This window comes from Candidatus Polarisedimenticolia bacterium, from assembly GCA_036004685.1.
Lineage (GTDB): Bacteria > Acidobacteriota > Polarisedimenticolia > Gp22-AA2 > AA152 > DASYRE01.
In genome coordinates this window covers 23,657-48,104 of the sequence record DASYRE010000021.1, presented here as the reverse complement: position 1 = coordinate 48,104, position 24,448 = coordinate 23,657, and the positions used below count along the sequence as shown (strand labels likewise).

The 24,448-nt window shown below is 68.3% G+C and carries 15 protein-coding genes; all 15 read left to right on the top strand.

Annotated features, from left to right (window positions below; all coding sequences use genetic code 11):
• Positions 1-195: 195 nt before the first annotated feature.
• The 15 genes from VGR67_04940 (at position 196) to VGR67_04870 (ending at position 24,447) form a co-directional block, all read left to right on the top strand.
• A complete protein-coding gene (locus VGR67_04940; GenBank protein ID HEV8335742.1) occupies positions 196-2,004 on the top strand; it encodes an O-antigen ligase family protein in 1,809 nt (602 codons plus the stop codon).
• Positions 1,991-3,901 (top strand): O-antigen ligase family protein, encoded by a 1,911-nt coding sequence (locus VGR67_04935; protein ID HEV8335741.1) that lies wholly within the window; start codon positions 1,991-1,993, stop codon positions 3,899-3,901. The genes VGR67_04940 and VGR67_04935 overlap by 14 nt, the downstream gene beginning before the upstream one ends.
• 111 nt (positions 3,902-4,012) lie before the next feature.
• The gene (gene asnB / locus VGR67_04930) at positions 4,013-5,953 is read left to right on the top strand and encodes an asparagine synthase (glutamine-hydrolyzing) (protein HEV8335740.1); all 1,941 of its coding nucleotides are present in this window, start codon (positions 4,013-4,015) and stop codon (positions 5,951-5,953) included.
• Positions 5,950-7,254 carry a polysaccharide biosynthesis C-terminal domain-containing protein gene (locus VGR67_04925; GenBank protein ID HEV8335739.1) on the top strand — a complete coding sequence of 435 codons (1,305 nt, stop codon included), beginning with the start codon at positions 5,950-5,952 and terminating at the stop codon, positions 7,252-7,254. The genes asnB and VGR67_04925 overlap by 4 nt, the downstream gene beginning before the upstream one ends.
• Complete coding sequence (locus VGR67_04920; protein ID HEV8335738.1) at positions 7,233-11,594, top strand: methyltransferase domain-containing protein; 4,362 nt, start codon at positions 7,233-7,235, stop codon at positions 11,592-11,594. Before VGR67_04925 ends, VGR67_04920 begins: the two co-directional genes overlap by 22 nt.
• Positions 11,595-11,602: 8 nt before the next feature.
• Entirely contained in the window at positions 11,603-13,660 is a 2,058-nt protein-coding gene (locus VGR67_04915) for an alginate lyase family protein (GenBank protein HEV8335737.1), read from the top strand.
• Positions 13,657-15,792: a bi-domain-containing oxidoreductase gene (locus VGR67_04910; GenBank protein HEV8335736.1), complete on the top strand. Its 2,136-nt coding sequence runs from the start codon at positions 13,657-13,659 to the stop codon at positions 15,790-15,792. Before VGR67_04915 ends, VGR67_04910 begins: the two co-directional genes overlap by 4 nt.
• 10 nt (positions 15,793-15,802) lie before the next feature.
• A complete protein-coding gene (locus VGR67_04905) occupies positions 15,803-16,981 on the top strand; it encodes a glycosyltransferase (GenBank protein HEV8335735.1) in 1,179 nt (392 codons plus the stop codon).
• Positions 16,978-18,081 carry a glycosyltransferase family 1 protein gene (locus VGR67_04900; GenBank protein ID HEV8335734.1) on the top strand — a complete coding sequence of 368 codons (1,104 nt, stop codon included), beginning with the start codon at positions 16,978-16,980 and terminating at the stop codon, positions 18,079-18,081. Before VGR67_04905 ends, VGR67_04900 begins: the two co-directional genes overlap by 4 nt.
• On the top strand, positions 18,078-19,220 hold the full coding sequence (locus VGR67_04895) for a glycosyltransferase (GenBank protein ID HEV8335733.1): 1,143 nt from the start codon (positions 18,078-18,080) through the stop codon (positions 19,218-19,220). Before VGR67_04900 ends, VGR67_04895 begins: the two co-directional genes overlap by 4 nt.
• A 5-nt stretch (positions 19,221-19,225) precedes the next feature.
• Positions 19,226-20,212, top strand: coding sequence for an MraY family glycosyltransferase (locus VGR67_04890; GenBank protein ID HEV8335732.1), 987 nt, complete (start codon positions 19,226-19,228; stop codon positions 20,210-20,212).
• Between the two features lie 19 nt (positions 20,213-20,231).
• Positions 20,232-21,545 (top strand): FAD-dependent oxidoreductase, encoded by a 1,314-nt coding sequence (locus VGR67_04885; protein ID HEV8335731.1) that lies wholly within the window; start codon positions 20,232-20,234, stop codon positions 21,543-21,545.
• A complete protein-coding gene (locus VGR67_04880) occupies positions 21,542-22,711 on the top strand; it encodes a glycosyltransferase family 4 protein (GenBank protein HEV8335730.1) in 1,170 nt (389 codons plus the stop codon). The genes VGR67_04885 and VGR67_04880 overlap by 4 nt, the downstream gene beginning before the upstream one ends.
• Before the next feature lie 60 nt (positions 22,712-22,771).
• Entirely contained in the window at positions 22,772-23,686 is a 915-nt protein-coding gene (locus VGR67_04875) for an ABC transporter ATP-binding protein (GenBank protein HEV8335729.1), read from the top strand.
• Positions 23,683-24,447 carry an ABC transporter permease gene (locus VGR67_04870; GenBank protein HEV8335728.1) on the top strand — a complete coding sequence of 255 codons (765 nt, stop codon included), beginning with the start codon at positions 23,683-23,685 and terminating at the stop codon, positions 24,445-24,447. The genes VGR67_04875 and VGR67_04870 overlap by 4 nt, the downstream gene beginning before the upstream one ends.
• Position 24,448: the final 1 nt, after the last annotated feature.

Here is a 24,448-nt window from a genome sequence, read left to right as displayed (position 1 = left end):
CTGACCAGCCTGGCGAAGGATGGAATCGCCAGCGCGGTCACGGGCGGCATGACGAACGACTTCAACTGCGACATCCTGTTCGCCAACGGCCAGTTCTTCCAGTGGCCGCAGGGTACGCAGACCTAAGCAGGCGTCCACTCTCTTCCTGCGGGCGGTGCCGGACTTCCGGCGCCGCCCTTTTTTTTGCGCCAGCCGATGGATGGAGCATCCGAGCCGCCGCTCGGCTACAATCACGCGCGGCGCGCCGCCGCCGCGCGCGAGCGGCGCAACTGGAAGGAAGCCTTGACACCCGATCCGGCGCAGGCAAGGTGGAGTCTCCGGGTGCTTTTTCTCGCGGCCCTGATCGGCTGCGTGGCGCTGCTTCCTCCCGAGTTGCATCCCTCCGGGCTCGAGCTGGCGTCGGCATTGGCCGCCGGGGCCGGGATCCTCGTCCTGTTTCCGCCGCGGAATCCCCTGAGGTTCCAGCGCGAGTGGCGGGGGGTCGCGTCGATCGTCCTCGTCTACTGCCTGGCGGCGGTCGCCGCCTCGTCGCAGCCGCATCGGAGCCTGTCGGTCCTGATGGGCGCCGGTCTTTCCTTCCTGGCGTTCGCGGCGGCGCGCGCGATCTCCGAAGATCGAGAGGCGGACCGGGAAAGAATCCTGATGAGCGTGATCGCGACCGGCGCGCTGGTGGCCGCCTGGGGGATCCATCAGCGCCTCTTCGGCCTGGCCGACACCGCCCGGCGCCTGCGCAGCCTCGGGCAGCCGGAAATGGATCCACACATTCTGCGGGCCGAATCGGGGCGCGCCTTCGGACCGTTTCTCCTTCCCTCGTCCCTGGGGATCTACCTGGCGATGGCGCTGCCGCTGACCTGCCGCGCCCTGCTCCGATCCAGGGGGCGCGGACGATGGCGAATCGTCGTGGCGGCTCTGCTTCTCGTCCAGGTCGCGGGCCTCGCGGCGACTCTTTCGGGAGGAGCGGCCGGATCCCTCATGCTTGCCGCTGCCTTCCTCGTGTCGCACAGACCGTCGAAGCGAATCCGGCCGCTGGTGGCACTGGCGATTCTCTCCCTCGCGGCAGTCGCCGGCTTCACGGTCCTGAGGGCGGGGGAGGGCCTCACCCCCCTGCAATTGCGCGCCGCAAATTGGCTCGCCGCCTGGAGGATTTTCTCCAGAGCGCCGTTGATGGGCGTCGGGTTCGGCAATTTCGGAGACGCCTATGCGCGCCTGCTCTCGCCCGGGATGAACGAAACGGCATACGTCCACAACAGCTATCTCCAGGCGGCGGCGGAAGGGGGTCTCCTGGCCTTCGCCTGGGTCCTCGCCGGGTCGATCGCCCTGGTGGCGGGGATTTCCCGCGCCCTGAAGTCGGTCACCGAAAGATGGGACTCGGTCCTCCTGAGCATCCCGCCGGTCGCGTTCCTGCTGCACAACCTGGTCGACTTCTCCGCCTACCAGCCGTCGCTGAGCGTCACCTTCGGAGCGCTGGCCGGAGCTGCCCTGGCGCGCGGCGGCGCGGGCTCGGGGCCGGCCGAGCCGCGACGCGATCCCGGCCGCGCCTTCAGGATGGCTCTCTTGGTGCTCATCCTGGGGCTCGCCGGCTGGGGGTGGCGGGAGGCGGCGACACGGCTGAGCCTCGAGTCCGGCCGGTCGATGGCGGAGCAGGGAAGGATTGCCGAAGGGACGAAGCTGATTCGTCGCGCCGCCCGGAAAGATCCGGGCGATCCCGATCCGCCGGCGCTGCTCTCCGAGATCGCTCTCACCGGCGATGCCGGGATCAGCCGAACTGAAGGAGCCGCCGCCGCCCGACGCGCCGTCGAGCTCCGACCGGAGCGGGCCTTCGGCCACTACGTCCTGGCGCTCTACGCGATGGCCCGGGGAGATCCGGCGGACGCCTGGGTGGAAATCGCCAGCGCGCGTCGGAAGTATCCGGCGCGGGAGCTGTACGCTCGGGAGGAAGAGCGGCTGCGCGCCCTTCTCACGCGCGGCGGCGCGCCGGAGAAAGCCGTCGATGATTCCCGTTGAGCGCCCGCGGCTCGGCTGGGTGCCCGCTCTCTTCCTGCTGGCGCTGCCGTTCGGGGAGGGTGGGGCGGCTCCCGGGGCCCTTTTCGCGATCCACACCCTGGTCTTCGCCGGCGCCGCGGCGCTCGCGCTTCTCCCGGCAGGTTCCCGCCCGCCGGCGCTGATGCCCCGGTCGCTGCTCGCCCCCGCTTCGGCCTTCGTGATCGCCCTTCTGCTGTCCGCCTGGGGGACTCCGTATCCCTACGCGAGCTTCCTGCGATGCCTCGATCTCCTGGTCGCGGGAGTCGCGTTCGTCCTCGCCCGGCGGTGGGGCGCGCCGGATCCGGAGCACAGGATGCTGAGGAACTGCCTGCTTGCCTCGGGAGTCCTGCAGGCGGGGGCGGTGCTCTTCGGCGCCGCCGCGGGCCGCCTGCCAGCCACGCTTGCCGCCTGGGGACTTCTCAATGCCAATCATCAGGCTGCCTACCTCGGTTTCGCGAGCCTCATCGCGCTTCCCGAGCTGCTGGCGGGCGATCGAAAAAGAAGCAGCTGGCGCCTCGCGGCGATGGCGCTTTGCCTCGCCGCGTTCTCGGTGCTGGCCTCGCGGGGGGCGCTGCTGGGGCTCGCGGCCGGCGTCCTTTGGCTGGCCTGGGACTCCCGCGGAGAGATCAGCGGAAAGCGCCGGCTGGCAGTGGCGGCGATTTTCGCGGGGGTCGCCGGCTTGTCGGTTCTGGCTCTGGCGCACCGCTTTGCGGCGCTGGGCGATCCTTTTCCCTACGAGCGCGCCAGAATCTGGAAAGCGGACCTGAACTGCTTCGCGGGGCACCCCGTGCTCGGAGTTGGCCCGGGAGTCTTCCGCCACGTGGCGCACCGCTTCAATTTTCCTCTCGCGGGGCCGGTCCGCTACGCGCGGAACTTCGAGACACCCCACAGCGACTACCTCGGATTTCTCGTGGAGACCGGAATCGTCGGTTTCGCCTCGGCGCTGTTCCTCGGGGCGCGAATCCTCGCCGTGATCGGGCGATCGAGACGGGCATCGCCTCTTATGGGAACCGGACTCATGGCCGGGGCGATCGCCCTGGCCGTGCAGGCGGCGGTCGAGGACCTGTCGCTGCGGCCGGCCTTGATTCTGAGCCTCGCGGTGCTTGCCGGTGTTGCCTCGCGGGAAACCGAAGTCACAGAGAGCCGGCTCTTTCGCGGCTGGAAGGAAAAGGCTCTTTTCGCCGCCCTGCCTGTCGCGGTGGCCTGGGCGATCGCCGTCCTGTGTCCCTACGCCGCCTTCCGGAACGATCAGGCGATGCGGCATGCCGCCTCGTTGAAAGAGATGGAGAATCATTTCCAGACGGCGGTCGCGGCGAATCGCTATCAAGGAGAGACCTGGAGATTTCCGGCCACCGCCTTCCTGGCGGCGCGGCCGCCCGCCGGACTGACGCTGGAACTGTATGCCCGCTTTCGCCTCGAGTTGGACCAGGGGATCCGGGTGGACTCCGCCTCCGCTGATCTTCTCCTCACGCGCGCGCGCCTGGAGAGCCGGGCATTTCGGGAGCTGTTTCACGATGAAGCCACCCTGAGAAGGGCCCTCGAATCCTACCGTGAGGGGGTTCGAAGGGTCCCCCACGATCCCCGGCCCCGCTTGGAAATGGCCACTTTTCTGAATGAGATAGGGCGTGGGCAGGAGGCGCTGGTTGAGGTCCGGAAAGCCTTGCGGGAGGAGCCCGGATTCCTCGCGGCGAGGCTTTTGGCGGCGCTTCTCCTGCAAGCCTCGGGCGACCTCGGAGCCGCCAAGGGGGAATGGGAGCGCGCCCGCGACATTCGGCATGGCCTTTTAACTTACAGGCCTGACAGTGTTTATGCCGCTGATATCGTTCGGGATGTGCCGCCCTACGAAGCGCGACTCCGGGAACTGCTCGGACCTTCCTAAAGCTGCGTCCAAAAACCCGTCAATTTCTGGACAAGCCCCAGAGCGGAGTATATATTCCGCGCTGCAAGTACTTGTCTCGCGGCATGATGCCGTTTTCCGAGAGGTTCAGAGATGTGCGGCATCTGTGGGGTATTCAGCTTCGAGATCCCCACCGAGGCGATCCTGTCGGAGCCCATTCTCATCCGGATGCGGGAGACGCTCGTCCATCGCGGACCCGACGATGCCGGCGTCTGGATCTCGTCCGACCGCAGGATGGGCATGGGGCATCGACGCCTCGCCATTGTCGATCTCACGCCGGCCGGCCGCCAACCGATGTCGAACGAAGATGAGACGCTCTGGATCTCCTTCAACGGGGAGATCTACAACCATCAGGATCTGAGAAGGCCGCTCGAGGCCAGGGGGCACCGCTATCGGTCGGCGACCGACACCGAGACGATCCTTCACCTCTTCGAGGAGAAAGGGCTCCGGACGTTCCAGGACCTCGACGGGATGTTCGCCATCGCCTTGTACGACGCGACCAAGAAAGAGCTCGTCCTGGTCCGTGATCGGATCGGAGTCAAGCCGCTTTATTACGCCTCGATCCCCGGAGGCCTGGTCTTCGGCTCCGAGATCAAGGCCTTGCTCGCCCACCCCGCCGTCTCCCCGCGGCTCGACTTCGAGGCCTTTCTCGACTATCTGACCTTCGTTTCCACCCCCGCGCCCGCCACCCTCTTCGAGGGGATTCGCAAGCTTCGTCCCGGAACCTGCCTGCGGGTCGGCGCCGGAGGCGAGATGCGGGAGGAGGTCTACTGGGACGCCATCGTCCCCGGGCGTCTCGAGGAGACCGACGAGAGCGACATCTGCACCGAGATCCTCCGGCTTCTGGAGAACGCGGTCGCGAAGCGCATGATGTCGGACGTGCCCTTCGGCGTCTACCTTTCGGGGGGCATCGACTCCTCCGCCAACGTCGCCCTGATGTCGCGGAAGATGGATCGTCCGGTGACGACCTTCTCGGTGGGATTCGCGGGCCAGCCCGCCTACAACGAGCTGGAGGAGGCCCGCCGGGTGGCGCGCCTCTTCTCCTGCGACCACCACGAAATCGTCCTCACGGCGCGCGATTTGCAGGAAACAGTCCCGGAGCTCATCCATCACCAGGACGAGCCGCTCGCCGACTGGGTCTGCGTTCCTTTGTACCATCTCGCCAAGCGGACGCGGCAGAGCGGCACGATCGTGGTGCAAGTGGGGGAGGGAAGCGACGAGCAGTTCTTCGGATATCCGGGGTACCTGTCGGTCTACGGCATGGAGAAACGGTTCGGGAGCGCGCTGCGCTCCCTTCCGGCTTCCTTGCGAGCCGCGCTTCACGCCTCGGCGGCCACGGCGTCGCGCCTGCTGTCCCGCGGCGGGGACCGGCTGGAGCTCCTGCGCAGCGCCGCGCGCGGCGAGACGACGTTCTGGGGAGGCGCCATCGCGTTCAAGGGCGAGGAGAAGCGGGACGTCCTTTCGGCGTCGGCCCGCCTGCGCTGCAACGGCTTCGACTCCTACCGGGTCGTGGCCGATTACTGGGAGCGGATCGGCCGCGCCAAGCCCGAAGCGGATTTCGGCGAGAGAATGGTCTATCTGGAGCTCAAGCAGCGCCTCGCCGAGCTGCTCCTGATGCGGGTGGACAAGATGACGATGGCGGCCGGCGTGGAAGCCCGGGTTCCGTTTCTCGACTACCGGCTCGTCGAGTACACCATGAGAATCCCGACGGACCTCAAGATCCGCGGGGGGGTCTCGAAGTATCTCCTGAAGAAATCTCTCGCCGGCGTCCTTCCGCCGGAGATCCTCCACCGTAAGAAGCAGGGCTTCGGCGCGCCCGTCTCCGAATGGTTCGCGGGGGAGCTGTACCGCTTCGCGGAGGCCTCGATCCTCTCCTCCCGCCTGCGCGAGCTGGACCTTCTCGACTACGGCGTCATCCAGGGCATGCTGGAGGAGCACCGTTCCGGACGGAGGGACCGGGCCTTCCACCTGTGGAATCTCTTCAATCTCAGCCGCTGGTACGACTATTGGGTCGCGGGACGGAGGGGAATTTGAGGTTCTCCGGGGACGTGGCCGCCACCTTCGCCGCGCGGGTGGCGCTGGTGGGAGCCGGGGTCGCCTCCTCCGTGCTCACGGCGAGGGGCCTCGGGCCGGGAGGCCGCGGAATCCTGGCGACCTTGGGAGCGCTCGCCGGGATCGGCCTGCAGATGGGCAATCTCGGCCTGCACGCTTCAAACACCTACCAGATATCGCGCTGCCGCGGGCTTCTCGGTCCTTTGTGGGGGAACAGCCGGAGGACCGCCTGGTCGATCGGCGCCGCGCTGGCGATCCTGACGCTGTCGCTGGCGTTTTTCGTGCCGCAGGTCCTGGGAGAGATCCCGCTCTGGCTGCTACTCCCGGCGGTCGCCTGCATCCCGTTTCAGCTGCTGATTCTGTTCGGACTGAATCTCCTGGTGGGGCTCGGGCGGGTTCCTCTCTTCAACGCGCTGGAAGTGACATTCCGGGGGATTGGTCTCGGGGCGTTGTTCGTCGTCCTGGTCGTGATGCAAGGCGACGTTCGTTGGGTGCTCCTGCTGAATCTCGCCATCGCGGCCGGGGCGGCCCTGGCCGTGGCCGGCGTGCTTCAGAAGCTCCTGCGCGAATCGGGAGGCGGAACGCCGAGGGCCGATCTGGTCCTCTTCCGGACGAGCGTGGGCTACGGAGCGCGAGCCTATACGGCGGCGCTTCTGGCCTTTCTCATCGTCCGGTCGGACATGCTGCTCGTGAACGTGATGCGGGGCACCTCCGATGCGGGCGTCTACTCGATCGCCGTCCAGGTGGCGGACCTGATCTACCTGCTTCCCATGAGCGTCGGGATGGTCCTCTTCCCCCGCCTCACGCGGCACGAGGAGGGAGATCCCGTCTTCGCGAGGAAGGTCACGCGCCACACCGCCTTTCTGCTGATGCTGCTTTGCGTGGCGGCCGGTCTTCTCGCGAAGCCGGCCGTCGCATTGCTGTACGGCGCGGCGTTCCTGCCGGCGGTGACCGCCCTCTGGTGGCTGCTTCCAGGAATCTGGGCCTACGGCGTGACGAATCAGATCGCCACCCAGCTGGCTTCCGCGGGAATGCCGTGGTCGGCCGTCTGGATCTGGATCCCGCCCCTGCTCTTGAACGTGGCGCTGAATCTCTCCTGGATCCCACGCTGGGGGATCCTCGGCGCCTCCGCCTCGTCGAGTCTGTGCTACGGCCTGGCGCTCGTTCTGCACCTGGTCCTCTGGAAGCGGCGGCTGCGGGGCTCGGTCGGAGACGCGCTGCTGCTGCGCCGGTCGGATCTGCGGGAGATTGGCGCTCTCGCGTGGATCACCGGATGGTCGTGAGAAGAAACTTCGAGGAGCTCTACCGCCAGGAGGAGGACCCCTGGCAGATCGGGGGCGCCGAGGACGAGCGGTATAGGGTCTATCTGGAGCTCCTGCACCACCGCCGGCCCGCCGGCGGCTTCGACGCGGCCCTCGATCTCGGATGCGGCAAAGGGGCCTTCACCGCCCGGCTCGCCTCCGTGGCGCGGCGCGTGACCGGTGTGGAGCTTTCCGAGATTGCCGTCGCCAAGGCGCGGGCCGCTCATCCCGGCATCCGGTTCCTGCGCGGCGACGCCCGCCGGCTGAAGGATCTGGATCTGCCTCCGAAATCGTTCGATCTGGTGGTCTGCAGCGACGTCATCGCCTACTTCACGCCCCGGGAAGCCGAACGCCTCCTGGAGGAGGTTCGCGGTCTTCTCGCCCCCGAAGGGATGCTGTTCCTCGCGGCCTGGTCGCCCGGCGGCCGCTACTACACGCCCGAGTCGCTCGAGCGGATTCTCTGCCGCCGCTTCGCCGTGACCGCGCGCCATCTGCTTCCCAGCTCCCACGTCTTCTTCCTGGCCCGCCGGAGATGGCGTGATCTGGTCCTGACGATCGACTACGAGACCTGGCAGCCGATCCCAGCAGGAAAGCGGATCGACTGGCAGGAGAGCGTGCTGCGGCCGGCCGAGTCGCTCATGCGGACGGCGGAGCGGTTCGGCGCGCCGCTGACCTTCTTCGTGGAGATGGGGGAGCTTCTGTTCTTGAGAGAAAGCGATCCGGCGGCGGCGGCCGCCCTGGAGGAGCAGATACGTGCCGCCCGGAGGCGCGGACACGATCTCCAGCTGCACCTGCATCCCGAGTGGCTTCCGGAATCGAAGCCGCGCCGGGACGCGGCCTCCGGAAGCTGGTGGTGGGACGAGGGGCGGAGCCGCCTCCATTGCCTGGAAGAGGATCCGGCGGCCGTGCTCCGGCGCTTGAAGGAGGAGCTCGAGCGCATCGTTCACGACGCGGACCCCGGCTATCGGGTGCGCGTCTTCCGGGCCGGAAAGTACCGGATCCAGCCGCACCGGAAGATCTTCCAGGCGCTCTGGGAGTGCGGGATCCAAGCCGACTCCTCGGTCTGGCAGGGCGGACATTCGTTCGAGCATCGTTATGACTTCCGGGGCGCCTGCTCCGCCATGAACCCCTTCTTCCCCTCCCCCGACGAGATCAACCACCCCGCCCCTCCGGCCGAGGAGGGGATCCTGGAATTCCCCATCCAATCGATGCGGGGAAAGCGCCTCAGCCTGGACGGCGCCGGTGCCGAAGAGCTGCTCGAGGCGTTCGACCGCGGCCGGCGGAGGGATCCGGTTGCCTGGTTCAAGGACTTGCATCCGGACGCCTGGCGGCGGATCGCCTCGCGCCTGCGCCGGGCGCCGGTCGTGGGAAGCCATCCGCGACTCGATCGCGAGCCGGCGCCGGCGTTCAACGCCGAGGGAGACGACACGATCGTGGCGATCGGGCATACCAAGGGGAATCTCCGCTTCGCGGAGATCGAGCGGTTCCTGGAGACGCTGTCGCGCCGGGAGGAGGTGCGCTTCCGGCGATTCTCGGACGTGGTGGACGAGCGTCTCGCGGAGCGCGGCCGCCGGCGCCCGTCGGATAGGGAGAGTCTCGAACACCAGGTCGAGCGGGAGCGCGAGGCGATTCTGGGGGAAGCGCGCAACGCGGCCCAATCGGCCCGCCTCCAAGAGAGGGTCCCCCTCGATCGCGGCCGGATCCTGGATCTGGGATGCGGGGCCGGGTATTGGACGAAGATCCTCCACGACCGGCACGGAGTCTGTGTCGGTGCCGACTTCGGCGCCGAGTTCCTGCAGAAGGCCCGGCAGGTCCACCAGGTTTCCGTGGTGCGGTGCGACTTCCACGCTCTTCCCTTTCCCGCATCGAGCTTCGACGCGGTTTACGCCGACAACGTCCTGGAGCATTCCCCTGATCCCGCCCGGGCCCTGTTCGAAATTCACCGGATCCTGGGCCGGCGGGGCCTGCTCGCCGCGGCCGTCCCCCCCGACGCGCGCGGCCCGCGTTACCCGGTCTCCGATCACCTCTGGAAGATGGATCGAGCCGATCTCGAGCGCCGGCTCTTCGAAGCGGGGTTCAGCCGGGTCCGGATCGCCGAGGTGGACACCGTCGAGACGCTCGACATGCCCCCCTATCCCGCATCCGGGAACGCGATGCTCTACGTGACGGCCTGGAAGCACGGCGGAGAGGAATACACCGACCGGCAACGGGCGTCCGACCTGATGGAGTTCCTCTACCGGCGGCTGGATCCCTCCCGGAGTCAGGAAAGTCTCGATCTCACGGCGATTCTCCGGGGCGGAGTCGCCTGGTGCCTCGGCTACTGCGCCGCTCTCGGCGAGATGGCGCGCCGGGAAGGGATCGCCTCCCGCTACGTAACGCTGCAGGCCGAGGACCATCCCCGGGGCCGCGGCAAGCGCCGGCATGACACGCACGAAGTGGTGGAGCTGCTCGTGGCGGGAAGATGGCTCGTCTTCGATCCGATGGCCAACCGGATTCTCGAGGGAAGCGTGGAAGAGATCCTCGCCGACCCCGGCCTCGCCGATCGAGGCGCCGCGTCGAGGCTTCCGGACGAGCGATTCCGCTCCCGCGGATACCATCTCTACTGCTCCTCCTTCTTCTACGAGCGCGTCGTCCGTTATTGCCGCCGGAGCCGTCTCGATTCCGGGGAGATCTGGCATTGGATCCCGGTGCGCCGGGCCCGGAAGCGATCCGGCGGAGAAGCCGCCGAATCGCTGCGGCGGCTGCTCTTGACCGATCCCGAGCGAAAGCCGGAGGAAGGGGAGCGTCCGGCCGCCGGCGAATGGACGCGTGAGGATTTTCTGCGCTCGTCGCCACGCGACATTCTGCGGAAGCTGAGAGGCATCCGCGAGGAGATTTTCGAGATCGTGAGCGAGGACCTCGCCTGGCACGAGCGCGTCTTCAGGCTGCAAGTGTTGGGGGCCCTCGCCCGGTCGCGGGAGAGGCGACTGCGCGATCTCAAGGGACGCGTCGAGACGCTGGGATGGGTTCCGCTGCTCACCCGGCAGATTCCGGCGCTCCTGGCCGGCGCGCTGCGGGCGGCGGCTTCGCGGCCGCGGATGGCGGCGGTGCTCGCCGGGCTGTCGCAGGTCCCGCGCCGCCGCGTTCGCGACCTCCCCGCCCGCCGAGCAGCTTCGGTCCTCTACCTCCGCTCCGATCTGTGGCGCGATCTGCGCGCCGGAGGATCGGTGGGTCACATCGCCGGGATGGCGGAGGCGTTCCGGAGCGCCGGGCAGCGGATCCGCTTCCTGTGCGCCGATCCGCCGGCGGCGATCTCCCGCGAGGAGATGCCCGTCTTCGTGATTCCTCCTCCCTCGGTGATTCGCGTCTCGCGCTCGGCCGCGCGCTTCGAGCACTCCTTCGCGCTCGGCCGCGCCGGATCGGATCTCTTCCGGACGGACCGGCCGGGCATGATCTACCACCGCTTCGACGAAGGAAGCATCGCGGGGGTCCTGCTCTCGCGCGCGCTGCGCGTTCCGCTCGTGCTGGAGTACAACGGCTCCGGAGTCTGGATCGCCGACCATTGGGATCGCCCGCTGCCCCACCGATCGGTCTTCGAGGCGATCGAGAGGGCCAACCTGAGGCACGCGCACCTGGTGGTGGCGGTCTCGAAGGTCCTGAGGGAAGAGCTCTTGTCGAAAGGGGTGGAGCCCCACCGGATCCTGGTCTGCCCGAACGGGGTCGATTTGCGATCCTTTCATCCCGAGCGAAGCGGCGATGCGGTGCGCCGCCGGCTAGGGCTCGAGGGGAGGACGGTGATCGGCTTCGTGGGGACTTTCGGCCCGTGGCACGGGGCCGAAGTCCTGGCGCAGGCGTGGGGCCGGGTCGCCCGGCTTCATCCGCGGGCGGCACTCTTGTTCGTCGGGGACGGACCGGGCATGCCGCGCGTGCGGGAGATCATCCGGCAGAGCGGAGCGGAAGAGCATTGCCGGTTCGCCGGCCTCGTGCCGCAGCGTGAGGCCCCCGATTACCTGGCGGCGTGCGACCTCTTCGCCTCGCCGCATCTGCCGAACCGGGACGGCAGCCGCTTCTTCGGCTCGCCCACCAAGCTCTTCGAGTACATGGCGATGGGCAGGGGGATCGTGGCGAGCGACCTGGAGCAGATCGGTGAGGTCCTGGTGCCGGAGAGGACGGCGCTCCTGGTGCCGCCCGGGGATCCGGAGGCGCTGGCGGAGGCCCTGGGGCGGCTGGCGGGCGATGAGCCGCTGCGCCGGCGCCTCGGAGCGGCCGCCCGGGAGGCGGCGGCGGCGCATACCTGGGATCGGAACGCCGCCCGCGTCCTTGAAGCGGTACGTTTTCTTTGAGGGGAGCCTTGGCAGCTTATCGGGTCGAGGATCTGGCGCGCGACGTTCGCAAGGCGCTGTCGCTTCCCGCCGCCGAGACGTTGCGGCGCCTTTCGGGGAGGGCGGTGCGGTACGCCCGGCGCGTCCGCAACCGCCGGCAGATCCCCAGCCTCACCGATGCCGATTTGCTGGCGGCCCTCGCCGTTCCGGCCGCGTCGCGCCAGGAGCTGGTGGCGCGGCGCCGCTTGAGCGAGCCCCTCGTGCCAGCGTCCCTTCAGGTCCGCGCGGCGGCCCGCGCCCTCAGCCAGAGCTGTCCCGAGTCGCTGGAGCCGATTCTGCGGTCGGCGGAGGCGCTGGTGGCGGGGGTTTTCGACCTCCTGGGATCCGGCCCGCGGCGTCTCGGCGAACGCCCCGACTGGCACACCGACTTCAAGTCGGGGAAGCGCTGGGAGCCGGCGCAGTACTCCCTGGAGATCGTCCAGCGCCCCGATCGCGGTGAAGACATCAAGGTGCCGTGGGAGCTCAGCCGGCTGCAGCATCTTCCCACTCTCGGGATCGCCGCGGCGGTGAGCGGCGATCCACGGTTCCTCGCCCTGGCGGTCGGACATCTCGAGTCGTTCGTCGCCGCCAATCCCGTTTACCGCGGAGTCAACTGGAACTGCACGATGGACGTGGCCCTGCGGGCCGCGGAGATCCTGGCCGCCGAAGGCTACCTCCGGCAGGCGGGGGACGACCGTTTCTGGGGCGAGTTGCTCAAGGCGCTGCTCCTCCACGGGAGGTTCATCGTGCGGAATCTGGAGGATGGCCCGGTGCGGGGCAACCATTACCTCGCCGACCTGGCGGGGCTCTATCTCTGCGGCCTGGGACTCTCCGAATTCCGGGAGTCGAGCGAGTGGAGGGATTTTGCCCGCCGGAGCCTGATCGAAGAGATGGACCGGCAGGTCGCCAGGGACGGGATGGACTACGAAGCCTCCCTCTCGTATCACGCCTTCGTGACCGAGATGCTCCTGTTCCCGGCGCTGTTGGCGGCGGAGAAGCACGACCCCTTTCCCCCCTCGTATAGCGAGAAACTCGCGACAATGCTCGAGGGAGTGGCGGTTCTGATTCGGCCGGACGGAACGCTGCCGCAGATCGGGGACAACGACGACGGCCGCTTCCTCATCTTCTCCCAGTACCATCGATCGCGCCGCGACTGGCGTCCGCTGATGGCGCTGGGCGGCTATCTGTTCCGGAGATCCGACTGGCTCCATCTGGCGGGGGACGCCTGGGTCGAAGGGGCTTGGGTCCTGGGAGAGCCCTTCCTGCAGTGGCGGGAAGCGGCCGCGACGCCCGCCGGGCCGCGATCCTTTCCATGCCGCGCCTTCCCCGACACGGGCATCTACCAGCTTGGCGGGGGCTCGGTGCAGATGGTGGTCGACGCCGGCGGCGTTGGGCAGGGCGGCAACGGAGGTCACGCCCACAACGACACCCTCTCTTTCGATCTCTACCTCTCCGGCCGCGAGGTCCTCGCCGATCGCGGCACCGGAAGCTACACGCCCAATCTCGCCGAGAGAAACCGCTTTCGCTCGACGCGATCGCACAACACCATGCAGGTCGACGGTGAAGAGATGAACCCCTTTCCCGAGGAGCCGTTCCGCCTGATCCCGGCGGATGCGCCGCGCGTGCTTCGCTGGCGCAGCCAGGAACGCTACGCCTATCTGCGGGCGGAGCATTCCGGGTACCGCCGCCTGGGGGTGTCGCATCGCCGCAGCATTCTCATGGATCGAAGGCAGGGGAGCTTCCGGATTGAAGATCGGCTGGAAGGGGCGGGAACACACCGGTTCGTTGCCAGCTTCCATCTCGCTCCCGGCCTCACCGCCTCGCAGGAAGAGCGAGGCTGGTCGGCGCGGGACGAGCGCGGCGCGCCGCTTTTGGAATTCTCCTGGATCGGGGATCCCGGGCCGCACCGGCTTCACGTGGAGGAGGATCTCCACTCGCCGTCCTACGGGGTGACGCGCCCCGCCTTCGTGGTCCGGGTCGAGCGGGCGGGAGCCGTTCCCTTCCGGCTCCGGTACGTCTTGACGCCGCGCCCGGGGGAGCCACGATGAGGCAGGTCCTGGTGCGAGGCGGAAAGGTGGAGGTGGCGGAAGTTCCGGCCCCCGCCCCCGATCCTCATCGGGCCCTGGTGGTGACCGCCTACTCCGTGATCAGCGCCGGCACGGAAGGCGCGGCGCTCGCGGCGAGCGGCCGGTCGTCCCTGGATCGGATGATCCGGCACCCGTCGCCGCTCCGAAGAGCGGTCGAAGTGGTGCGTTCCGAAGGTCTGCCGGGAATCCTGCGGCGGGCCGGGGCCCTTTCCTCCCCGCCGGAGGCTATGGAAATGGGCTATTCCGCGTCGGGTGTGATCGTGGAGCGGGGCGAAGGGGTGCAGATTCCCGTGGGGACGCCGGTGGCGTGCGCCGGTGCGCAGTACGCCCACCACGCGGAAATCATCTCGGTTCCCGCGAATCTGATGGCCCCCGTCCCCGCCGGGCTGCGGATGGAGGAGGCCGCGTTCGCGACGCTCGGCGCCATCGCCCTGCACGGCTTCCGGCGCGGCGGCGCCGGCGTGGGCGAGACGGTCGGCGTGGTGGGTCTCGGGTTGGTGGGAATGCTGGGAGCGCAGATCGCGCGCGCCGCCGGCTGCCGGGTGCTGGCGTTCGACCGCAGCGCGGGGCGCGCCGCTCTGGCCCGCGAGCTCGGGATCGTGGGCGCCCGAGGACTGGAGGAGTGCGATCCGGAAGGGGAGAGCCTCGGCGAAACGGCGGGCCGCGGCCTCGACGTCGTCATGGTTTTCGCCGCTTCTTCCACGAGCGAGCCCCTCGACCTCGCCATGAGGCTCGCCCGCAAGAAAGGGAGGGTCGTGGTCGTCGGGGACGTGCGCCTGGAAGCCGATCGCTCGCTCCTCTATGCCAAGGAGCTCGACCTCCTGATCTCCACGTCCTATGGACCCGGACGATACGATCCGGCATACGAAGAGGGGGGACGGGACTATCCCTTCGCCTACGTGCGCTGGACGGAAGGGAGAAACCTGGCCTGCGTCCTGGAAATGATGGCTGCCGGAGGCCTGAGGACCGCCCCGCTGATCGAGCGCATCTGGCCCGTTCAGCAGGCTCACGAAGCCTATGAGAGCCTGGCGGTGCCGCCCTCCCGTCCGGCGGTGCTTCTGTCGTACCCGGCGCGCGCCGAGCCCCCCCGGCCGATCGAGCGGACCGTTCCGCTCCGTCCGGCGACGAAGTCGGCGTCGGACCTCGGGGTCGCCATCGTCGGAGCCGGCGGCTTCATGAAGGAGGTCTTCGTTCCCGCCCTGCGCCGGCGATCCGGGGTGCGAGTCCTCGGAGTGGTCTCGGGCACCGGCGGAGGGGCGCGGCTGGCCGCGGATCGCTTCGAAGCGGCGTATGCCTCGACCGACTTGGAGGCCGTCCTGCGCGATCCGGCGATCTCCCTCGTCGTCATCGGAACCCGCCATCACCTTCACGCCGAGCAGGTGGTGCGATCGCTGCGGGCGGGAAAGTCGGTCTTCGTCGAGAAGCCGCTCTGCTTGAGCCGCGCCGAGCTCGAGCAGATTCGCGACGTCCGCCGGAGCTCCCCAGGCCTGCTGGCGGTGGGTTTCAACCGCCGGTATGCGCCCCTCGTCCGCCGGATGAGGGAGACGATTGCGCGGCTGCGGGGGCCGCTGATGATCGAGGTCCGGGTGAACGCGCTGCGCCTCCCCGCGGATCATTGGACCCGGGATCCCGCCGTGGGAGGGGGGCGGCTGACGGGGGAGGGGTGCCACTTCCTGGACCTGATCCCCTTTCTGGCCGGATCGGCCATCGCTGCGCTTCGGGCGGAGAGCCTCCCCGCCGAAGAAGGCGCCGCTTCCGGCGACAACTTCCTCCTTTCTGTTCGGATGCAAAACGGCTCGCTGGGAACCCTCTTGTACACCAGCCTCGGCGACGCCTCCTTGCCCAAGGAGCGGGTCGAGATCCACGCTGCCGGGACCTCGCTCGTCCTCGACGATTATCGGGATCTCTCGATTCACGCCGGCGGGAAGGCGCGGCGCATCACGCGGAGCCGGGACAAAGGGATCGAAGCGGAGACGGAGGCGCTGGTCGGCGCGCTGGGCGGGCAGCCCTCGGAGCTGATCTCCTGGGAGGAGATCGATGCGGCGACGGAATGGACGCTGCGGGCCCGCGAGACGCTGGAGTCCCCTTCATGAAGGGAGCCTCGTGAGCCCGGCGGCGATCATGTGGGAGCACCACTCCTGGGAAAGCCCGATCCGCGTCGGCGGCCGGGCGTTCGCGGCACGCTTCCTGGACGAGGGCTGGAGCGTGGCCTGGCTCAACGGTCCGCTCGCCCCCTGGAATCTCGCCGGCGGAAACGACGAAGTGCGGCGCCGGCGAGCCTGCTGGCGGCAAGGAGGAGTGCGCCTCCGCGCCGGGAGCGGGCGCCTCTTTGCCTACGCTCCCTTGAGCCCCTTCGCCTACCGCCGCCATCCGCTTCTGGATCGTCGCTGGCTGCACCGTCATGCCCTCTCCCTGACCGTTCCCGGCCTGATGCGGCGCCTGGAAGGAGAGGGATTCGGCCGGATCGATCTGCTTTGGCTGGCGACCGGCAGTCCTCTCCTGCCCCTGCTCGAGAAAGTGAAGTTCGATCTCAGCTTGTACCGGGTCAGCGATCACGCCGCCGCCTTTCCCGACACGCCGCGCTCCTACGCGAAGATCGAGGAGGAGGCTCTGCGAAGGGTGGATCGAGTGGTGGCCACGGCGCTCTCCCTGGCGGAGAGGGCGAGCCGCTTCAATTCGCGCGTCCTCCTGCTTCCCAATGGAGTGGATCTCCGGCGGTTTCCGATTCTTCCGAAGAGGATGTGGCCGGCTCCGGCGGCGCGCATCATCTACCTGGGGGCCATCGACAGCTGGTTCGACACTGCGGCGGTCGCCGCCCTCGCCCGCGGCCTGCCCGAGGCGGAGATCGTGCTGGCCGGGCCGAACCGGCTCGGCCGGAGCTGGGCCAAAGAGCTTCCCGCAGTGAAGTTCCAGGGTCCGGTCTCCGCGGAGGAAGTGCCGAGGATCCTGGGGGAGTCGGATCTTGGGATCATCCCGTTCCGGGACACGGCGCTGACCCGGGCCATCCACCCGGTCAAGCTCTACGAGTATTTCGCGGCCGGGATCCCGGTCGTCGCCGCCGATCTCGAGGAGATTCGCCGGATCGCCTCCCCCGCCCTCCTGGCGCGCAACGGATCCGAATGGGTGGATGCGGCGCGCAGCGCCCTGGCGGGGGGCCGGCGCAGCGAGTATCGGGCTTTCGCGGAGCGGCATGACTGGGGGACACGGTACGCCGAACTGATGGCTTTCCTCGGGCGCCCCGCGGCTCTCTCCGGCCGCCGCGCGCGGGAAGGCGCCTCATGAGGATCGGCATGGACGCGCGGTTTCTGGTGGCCGAACGGACGGGGGTGGAGACCTACTTCCAGGAGATCCTTGGAAGGCTGATCCTCCTCGGCGGCAGCGAGGAGTACCTCCTCTTCGGCGCGCGCGAGGGGGCGCCCCGTCTTCCGGAGGGAAGATGGCAGTGTGTGGGGGTTCGCTCGCCCTGGATGGCCTGGCGGCGGCCGTCCCCGGTCCCCGGGGACCGGCTCGATCTGTTCTATTCGCCGGTCACCGCTTTCCCGACCGCCGGCGTCCCGCTGCGCATCGTGACGGTCCACGATCTCTCCTGGCACCACGTCCCGGAAAGCTATTCCCTCCTCGAGCGTGCGCGGCAGCGCCGTTGGGTCTCCCTGGCGGCGCGCCGGGCCGATCGGATCGTCGCCGTTTCGGAATCGACCCGCCGTGATCTGACGGCGCTCCACCCCGAAGCCGGGCCGAAGACAGTGGTGATCCCGCCGGGCGTGGAAGATCGCTTTTTCGCCGAATGGGGACGGCGGGACGAGCAGCGCGTCAGGGACCGCTATGCGCTCGACGGCCGGTATCTGATCACCTTGGGGTCGTTCCATCCGCGCAAGAACCTCCTCCGTCTCGTCGAGGCTTACGATCTCTTCCGATCCCGGAATCCAGGCCGCGTGCAGCTCCTGATCGCGGGACGTGGGGGGCGCGACTCGAGCCGCCTGCTGTCGCGGATCGTCCGCAGCCCCTATCGCCGTGACATTCTCCTCTCCGGCTACGTTCCCCGGGAAGATCTCCCGGCGCTTTACGCCGCCGCCGATCTCCTCGTCTTTCCGTCGCGCTACGAAGGCTTCGGAATCCCGGCGCTGGAGGCGATGGCCGTCGGCACGCCGGTCCTGGTCTCCGATCTTCCGGTGTTCGAGGAGATTTGCGGTCCGGCGGCGCTCCGCTTCGATCCCGCGAGTTCCGAATCGCTGGCGGAGGGGATCGCGCTCTCGCTGACGGAAGAGCCCGGCCGGACGGAGCGAATTCAAGAGGGCGTTCGCCGCGCCCGGAGCTTCCGCTGGGAGGACTCCGCCCGCCGTCTGCTGGATCTGTTCCGCCAGGTGGGAAGGAGCGGCGCATGAGCGCGACGCGCCCTCCACGCCTGCTGCTGCTCACGGTCGGCCTCGGCGTGGGCGGGGCGGAGGAAATTCTCCGGCGTAGCCTCCCCGGGTTGCGCGACGAGGGGTTCGAGGTCACGCTGGCGGCGCTGAAGGACGGAGCGCGGCGCGGCGCGGAGCCGGGCGCCGAGGGCTCCGGAGCTCAACCTTCGGGCGGTGCGGGCCGCTTCAGCCCCGCTTGCCTGGCGCGACTCTGGTCGAAGCTCCGGCGGGGCCGGTTCGACGTCATCCACTCCCACCTCTACTGGGCCAACCTGGCCGTGAGGCTGACGGCCGCCGGCGCGGGATCCGCGGTGATCGTGAATTCGCATCACGGCACCGATGCCTGGCTTCCGGCTTCCCGGCGCTTCGTGGAGCGGGCCACCTTCTTCCTGGCGGATCGCCTCGTCGTCTGCTCCGAAGCGGTGCGGCGGTGTGCCATCGAGGAGGTCGGCCTCCCGCCGGAGAAGATCGTGACCGTGCCCAACGGCGTCGAGACGGAGAGATTCCTGAACGACGCGCGCCGCGATCCGGTGCGCGCGAATCTCGGCCTGGTCCCCGGCCAGATGGCGGTGGGCTGTGTCGGCAGGCTCGACGAGCCGGTCAAGGGATTGTCGGTGCTGATCGAGGCGATGGCGCAGGTCCGCGACCGCGTTCCCGCGGCGGTGTGCCTGGTGATCGGCGACGGGCCGGGGCGATCGCGACTCGAGGCCATGGCCCGGCGCCTGGAGCCGGGAGCGTTCCGTTTCCTCGGGGAGCGAGGCGATGTTCCGGATCTTCTTCCAGCCCTCGATCTTTACGTTCAGCCTTCGCGGCTCGAGGGATTCGGGCTGGCGGCGCTGGAAGCGATGGCCGCGGGGAAAGCGGTGGTGGCGAGCCGCGCCGGAGGACTGCCGGAAGTCGTCGACGAGGGAGTCACCGGAGATCTGGTGCCGCCGGGCGACGCGGGAGCCCTGGCGGCGGCGGTCACGCGGCTTCTCCAGGACGCCGCCCGGCGGGAACGCTACGCACGGGCGGGCCGCGAGCGGGCGCGGGAGCGGTTTCCGCTTCGCGGCATGGTCCGAGGATGGGCGGACCTCTATCGCGAGTTGATGTCCGGAAGCGCGGCGAGGAGGGCGGCTTGATTCGGATGGCGCTGGCGTTCGCGGCGGCGGCCCTGTTCTCGCACTACCTCACCCCCGTTCTGCGGCAAGCCGCCATCCGCTTCGGAATCGTGGACCGGCCCGACGGGCGCCTCAAGAACCATCGGGCGCCCGTCCCTTACTTGGGCGGCATCGCCATCTACCTCTCCTTCCTCCTGTCGCTGGCGCTTACCGCGGAGTTCGAGAGGGACGTGCTGGGAATCCTGCTCTCGGGCGCCATCGTGGTCATCCTGGGGCTGATCGACGATCTCGGCGCTCTCAGCCCGTCGGTGAAGCTGGCCGGACAAGTCGTCGCGGTGCTCGCCTTGATGAAGGCTTCGGTCACCATCAAGCTCGCCTTCCTGCCTCCGGCGCTGGCGCTTCCCCTGTCGTTCCTATGGCTCCTCGCGGTCACCAACGCCTTCAACCTGATCGACATCATGGACGGCCTGGCCGCCGGCGTCGGGCTGGTGACCGCGATCGTCCTGACGTGCGTGGCGGCCGGAAGCGGTCGCCACATGATCGCCCTGCTTCTCGCCGCGCTCTCCGGCAGCCTGGCGGGCTTCCTGCGTTACAACTTCGAACCGGCGCGGATCTACATGGGCGACGCGGGAAGTCTCTTTCTGGGGCTGATGCTGGGGGCGCTGGCCATGAACAACAGCTACACTACCAAGAACCTGGTGGCGTCGCTCTCCCCGGTCGTGATCCTCGGCGTGCCGATCTTCGACATGCTGTTCGTGATGGTCATCCGGTGGCGCCGGGGAATTCCGATCATGCGCGGCAGCCCCGATCATTTTGCCCTGCGCCTGAGGAAGTGGCGTCTCACCACGCGCCAGACGGTCTGGACCAGCTGCTTCGCCGCGGCGCTCCTGGGCGCCGTGGGGATCGCGATGATGCTCACGCCGGCGCGCGCCGCCGCCGGCATCCTGGCGGCGACGCTGGTGGTCGCGCTGGGCCTCGGAATCTATCTCAAGAAGATCGAAATGACCCTGTAGGAGCCCAGCGTTGAATCCGGTGCGCCATCTGATCCTCGGGGCGGGACTGGCGGGGCTGTCGGCCGCGTTCCACCTGCCGCGGAAGGAAACGCTGCTGATCGAGCGCGAGGCGGAGGTGGGGGGACTGTGCCGCTCGCGCGACGTCGACGGGTTCGTCTTCGACTGCACGGGACACTTGCTCCACTTGCGGGAGGGACCGGTCCGCGACCTGGTCCTGGATCTCCTCCCCGCCGCCTTCAATGCGGTACAGCGGCGCGCGCTGATCTTCTCGAAAGGGGTCCTCACGGGATACCCGTTCCAGGCGAACACCTACGGCCTTCCCCGCGAGGTGGTGCGGGAATGCGTCGTGGGGTTCATCGAGTCGATGATGAAAGCGGGGTCGGGCGAGCCCGAGAATTTCAGGCAGTGGGTGCTGGCGACGTTCGGGGAGGGGATCGCCCGGCACTTTATGTTCCCTTACAACGAGAAGCTCTACCGCGTCGATCTCGCCGAGATGGAATGCGGCTGGGTCTCCTGGTCGATCCCCCGCCCGTCGCTGGATGAAGTGATCCGCGGGGCCCTGGGGACGGAGGTCCGCGGCCTCGGCTACAACGCGCAGTTTCTCTATCCGAAGAAGGGAGGAATCTCCTGCATCCCGGAGGCGCTGGCGGCGCGCTGCGGATCGATCCGTCTGGGATGCGCCGTCCGGAGCGTCGACCCGGCGGCGCGGCGGGTCACCTTCGATTCGGGGGAAAGCGTCGGATACGAGCGGCTGATCTCGACGCTGCCGCTCGACGCGCTGCTCCGGATGCTCGATCCTCTTCCGGAGGGAATCCCGCGGCGCGGGGCGGAGAGACTGCGCGCGGTGAAGGTGATCAACCTCAACCTCGGGGTGGCGCGTCCCGACGTGCTTCCGGGGCATTGGATCTATTTCCCGGAGCCGGAGTATCCCTTCTACCGCGTCGGGTCCCCCACGAACTACTCCCGGTCGGCCGCGCCGTCCGGATGCTCCTCGCTCTACGTGGAGGTCGCCCGGAAACGGGACGAGGCGGCCGACCCGCAGAAGATCGAGGAGGAGGTCCTGGACGGGCTGCGGCGCGCCCGCATCCTGCGCCGGACGGATCGGGTCGTCGCCCGGGAGGTCCTGGTGCTCGATCCCGCCTACGTGATCTATGACCACTTCCGCCGGGACTCCCTGCCGGGGATCCTGGCGGTCCTCGAGCGTCACGAGATCTTCTCCACCGGCCGTTTCGGAGCCTGGGAGTACGGCTCAATGGAGTCGGCGATGCGGCAGGGAAGGGAAGCAGCGCGCCGGAGCGCACCGCTCCGCCGGGCGGCGGGAGATCGCCGATGAGCCGGCTTGCCGCCCCCCAGCGGCGGATCCGCGTCTGCCACGTCATCACGCTCCTGGAGCTGGGCGGCGCCCAGCAGAACACGCTCTACACGGTGGCGCACCTGGATCGCCGCCGCTTCGAGCCGGCGCTGGCGGCGGGCCGCGGCGGGCTCCTCGACGATGAGGCGAAGTCGATTTCCGATCTTCGCACCTTTTTCGTTCCGGAGCTGATTCGCGAGGCGGAGCCGTGGAGCGACTTCCGCGCCTTGGTCCGCCTGACGGCCATCTTTCGCGCCGCGCGGCCCGACATCGTGCACACCCACTCGTCGAAAGCGGGAATCCTCGGCCGCTGGGCGGCTCACCTGGCGGGCGTCCCGGCCATCGTCCACTCGGTGCACGGCTTCGGTGTCACCCCCGGGCAAAGCCGCCTCAAGCGATGGGTCTTCGGCAGGCTCGAGGCCGCGACGGCGCCGGTGACGACCCGGTTTCTGGCGGTTTCGCGCGCCAACCTCGCGGATGGGGTCCGGCGGGGCTTCTTTCCGCGGAACCGGGTGGCCCTGCTGCGCAGCGGCGTGGATCTGGCCTCTTTCCGGAACGGCATCTCGCCCGGGGATCTGCGGGCGCGCCTCGGAATCGCCGCCGCCGCGCCCATCGCCGGAATGGTGGCGTGTCTCAAGCCGCAGAAGGCGCCTCTCGATTACGTGGAAGTGGCGAGCCGGGTGGCGGCGCGGATCCCCGCGGCTCATTTCCTCTTGATCGGGGACGGAGAGCTGAGGCCGGGGGTGGAGGAGGCGGTCCGCCGGGAGCAGCTGGAAGGACGGTTCCACCTCCTGGGATGGCGGCGGGACATCCCCTCGATCATGAGGAATCTGTCGGTCCTGGTGCTGACCTCGCTCTGGGAAGGGTTGCCGCGGGTGATTCCCGAGGCGATGGCGGCCGGCGTTCCGGTGGTGGCCACCCGGGTCGACGGGATTCCGGAAGTGGTCCGAGACGGCGAGACCGGTTACCTGGCGGAGCCCCACGACGTCGACACCCTCGCCCGGCGGGTCGCGGAGCTGCTCGCCTGTTCCGATCTCCGGCTCCGGATGGGGACAGAAGCGCGCGCGGCGGTCGGGGAGTTCGACATCGACGCCATGGTGCGCAGCCAAGAGGCTCTATATCAAGAGCTTGTGGTCCATTCCGGTTGACAGAGCCCCTATCTTCTTTATATTGCACCCCCGGATGACCCGAAAAGGGGAGACTGAGCCATGACGCCGGTGCTGGAGATCTCCAATATTTCGAGGAGTTACCGGACCAACGTCTCCTTCCAGAAGTACTGGATCCTGCGGGATCTCAGCTTTTCGGTGGAAGCGGGAGAGATTTTCGGCTTCATCGGCCCGAACGGGGCTGGAAAGACCACCACCATCAAGCTCGTCATGGACTTGATTCGCCCGGACGGCGGCTCGATCCGGATCTTCGGCCGCAAGCATGACGAGGTCCAATCGAAGAGCCGGATCGGCTTCCTTCCCGAGAACCCCTATTTCTACGACTACCTGACCGCCCGGGAATTCCTCGACTTCTACGGCCGGCTGTTCGGCCTGGCGCGCCCGGCGCGCGAGGCGCGGATCCGCGAGCTTCTGGCGCGCGTCGGCCTCGCCAACCGCGCCGATCGCCAGCTCAGAAAATTCTCGAAAGGCATGCTCCAGCGGATTGGCCTGGCGCAGGCCTTGATCAACGATCCCGATCTGGTCATCTTGGACGAGCCGATGTCGGGGCTGGATCCGGTCGGAAGGCGGGAGGTCCGCGACCTGATCCTCTCCTTGAAGGAGGCGGGCAAGACGATCTTCTTCTCCACCCACATCCTCTCCGATACCGAGCTCATCTGTGATCGTGTCGGGATTCTCAGCAAAGGGGATCTGAAGGCGGTCGGCAAGGTCTCCGAGCTGCTCGCCGATCGGGTGGATTTCTGGGAAGTCACCTTCTCGGGAGTCTCCCCGGGAACCCTCCCCGGGATTGACGCGGTGATCTCCCGCGACGGGGACAAGACGCTGGTCCGCGCCCGGGACGAGGAGGCGATGAAGGCCCTGGCGGCGGCGATCCTCCGTGAAGGGGGGAGCCTGCAGGGAATCGTCCCTCACCGCGAGCGCCTCGAGGACCTTTTCCTGAGGGAGATCAAGGGGTGACCCGGATTTGGGCGATCGCATCCAACACGTTCCGCGAGGCGATTCGGGATCGCGTCCTCTACCTCCTCCTCGTCTTCGCCCTGGTCTTCATCGCGTTCGCCCAGATTCTCAGCCTGCTGACCGTGGGCAGCGAGGAGAAAATCATCAAGGACCTCGGCCTCGCGTCGATCTCGCTCTTCGGAGTCCTCACTTCCATCATCATCGGCGTGTCGCTGGTGAGCAAGGAAATCGATCGGCGGACCATCTACACGATCGTCTCCAAGCCGATCCACCGCTACCAGTTCGTCCTGGGGAAGTACTTCGGCCTGGCCCTGACCCTCTTGGTCAACACCGCAGTGATGACCTTCTGGTTCTACCTGATCCTCCTTCTCAAGGGATTCGGCGACGCCCGGCTGCTGCTGGCGGTCTACATGATCTTCCTGGAGCTGCTCCTCGTGACGGCGCTCGCGATTTTCTTCTCGTCGTTCTCGACGCCGATGCTCAGCACTCTGTTCGCGTTCTCGCTCTACCTCGTCGGGCATCTTTCCTGGAGCCTCAACCTGCTGCGCGATCGGCTCGCGGGCGCGGCCGGGAAATGGATCTGCCGGGGGCTGTACCTGGTTCTTCCGAACCTGGAGATCTTCAACATCAAGGGAGAGGTCGTGCACCGGATGCCGGTGCCGCCGGAACTGCCGTTGTGGGCGACGATCTACCTCGCCGGGTACGGAGCCGCGGTGCTGATCGCCGCCTGCTGGATCTTCCAGAGAAGGGACTTCAGCTAAG

Coding starts and splice junctions, on each gene's coding strand:
- VGR67_04890 (HEV8335732.1), top strand. CDS start 19,226: ATGGCGCTGGCGTTCGCGGCGGCGGCCCTGTTCTCGCACTACCTCACC.
- VGR67_04935 (HEV8335741.1), top strand. CDS start 1,991: ATGATTCCCGTTGAGCGCCCGCGGCTCGGCTGGGTGCCCGCTCTCTTC.
- asnB (HEV8335740.1), top strand. CDS start 4,013: ATGTGCGGCATCTGTGGGGTATTCAGCTTCGAGATCCCCACCGAGGCG.
- VGR67_04910 (HEV8335736.1), top strand. CDS start 13,657: ATGAGGCAGGTCCTGGTGCGAGGCGGAAAGGTGGAGGTGGCGGAAGTT.
- VGR67_04900 (HEV8335734.1), top strand. CDS start 16,978: ATGAGGATCGGCATGGACGCGCGGTTTCTGGTGGCCGAACGGACGGGG.
- VGR67_04895 (HEV8335733.1), top strand. CDS start 18,078: ATGAGCGCGACGCGCCCTCCACGCCTGCTGCTGCTCACGGTCGGCCTC.
- VGR67_04880 (HEV8335730.1), top strand. CDS start 21,542: ATGAGCCGGCTTGCCGCCCCCCAGCGGCGGATCCGCGTCTGCCACGTC.
- VGR67_04875 (HEV8335729.1), top strand. CDS start 22,772: ATGACGCCGGTGCTGGAGATCTCCAATATTTCGAGGAGTTACCGGACC.
- VGR67_04940 (HEV8335742.1), top strand. CDS start 196: ATGGATGGAGCATCCGAGCCGCCGCTCGGCTACAATCACGCGCGGCGC.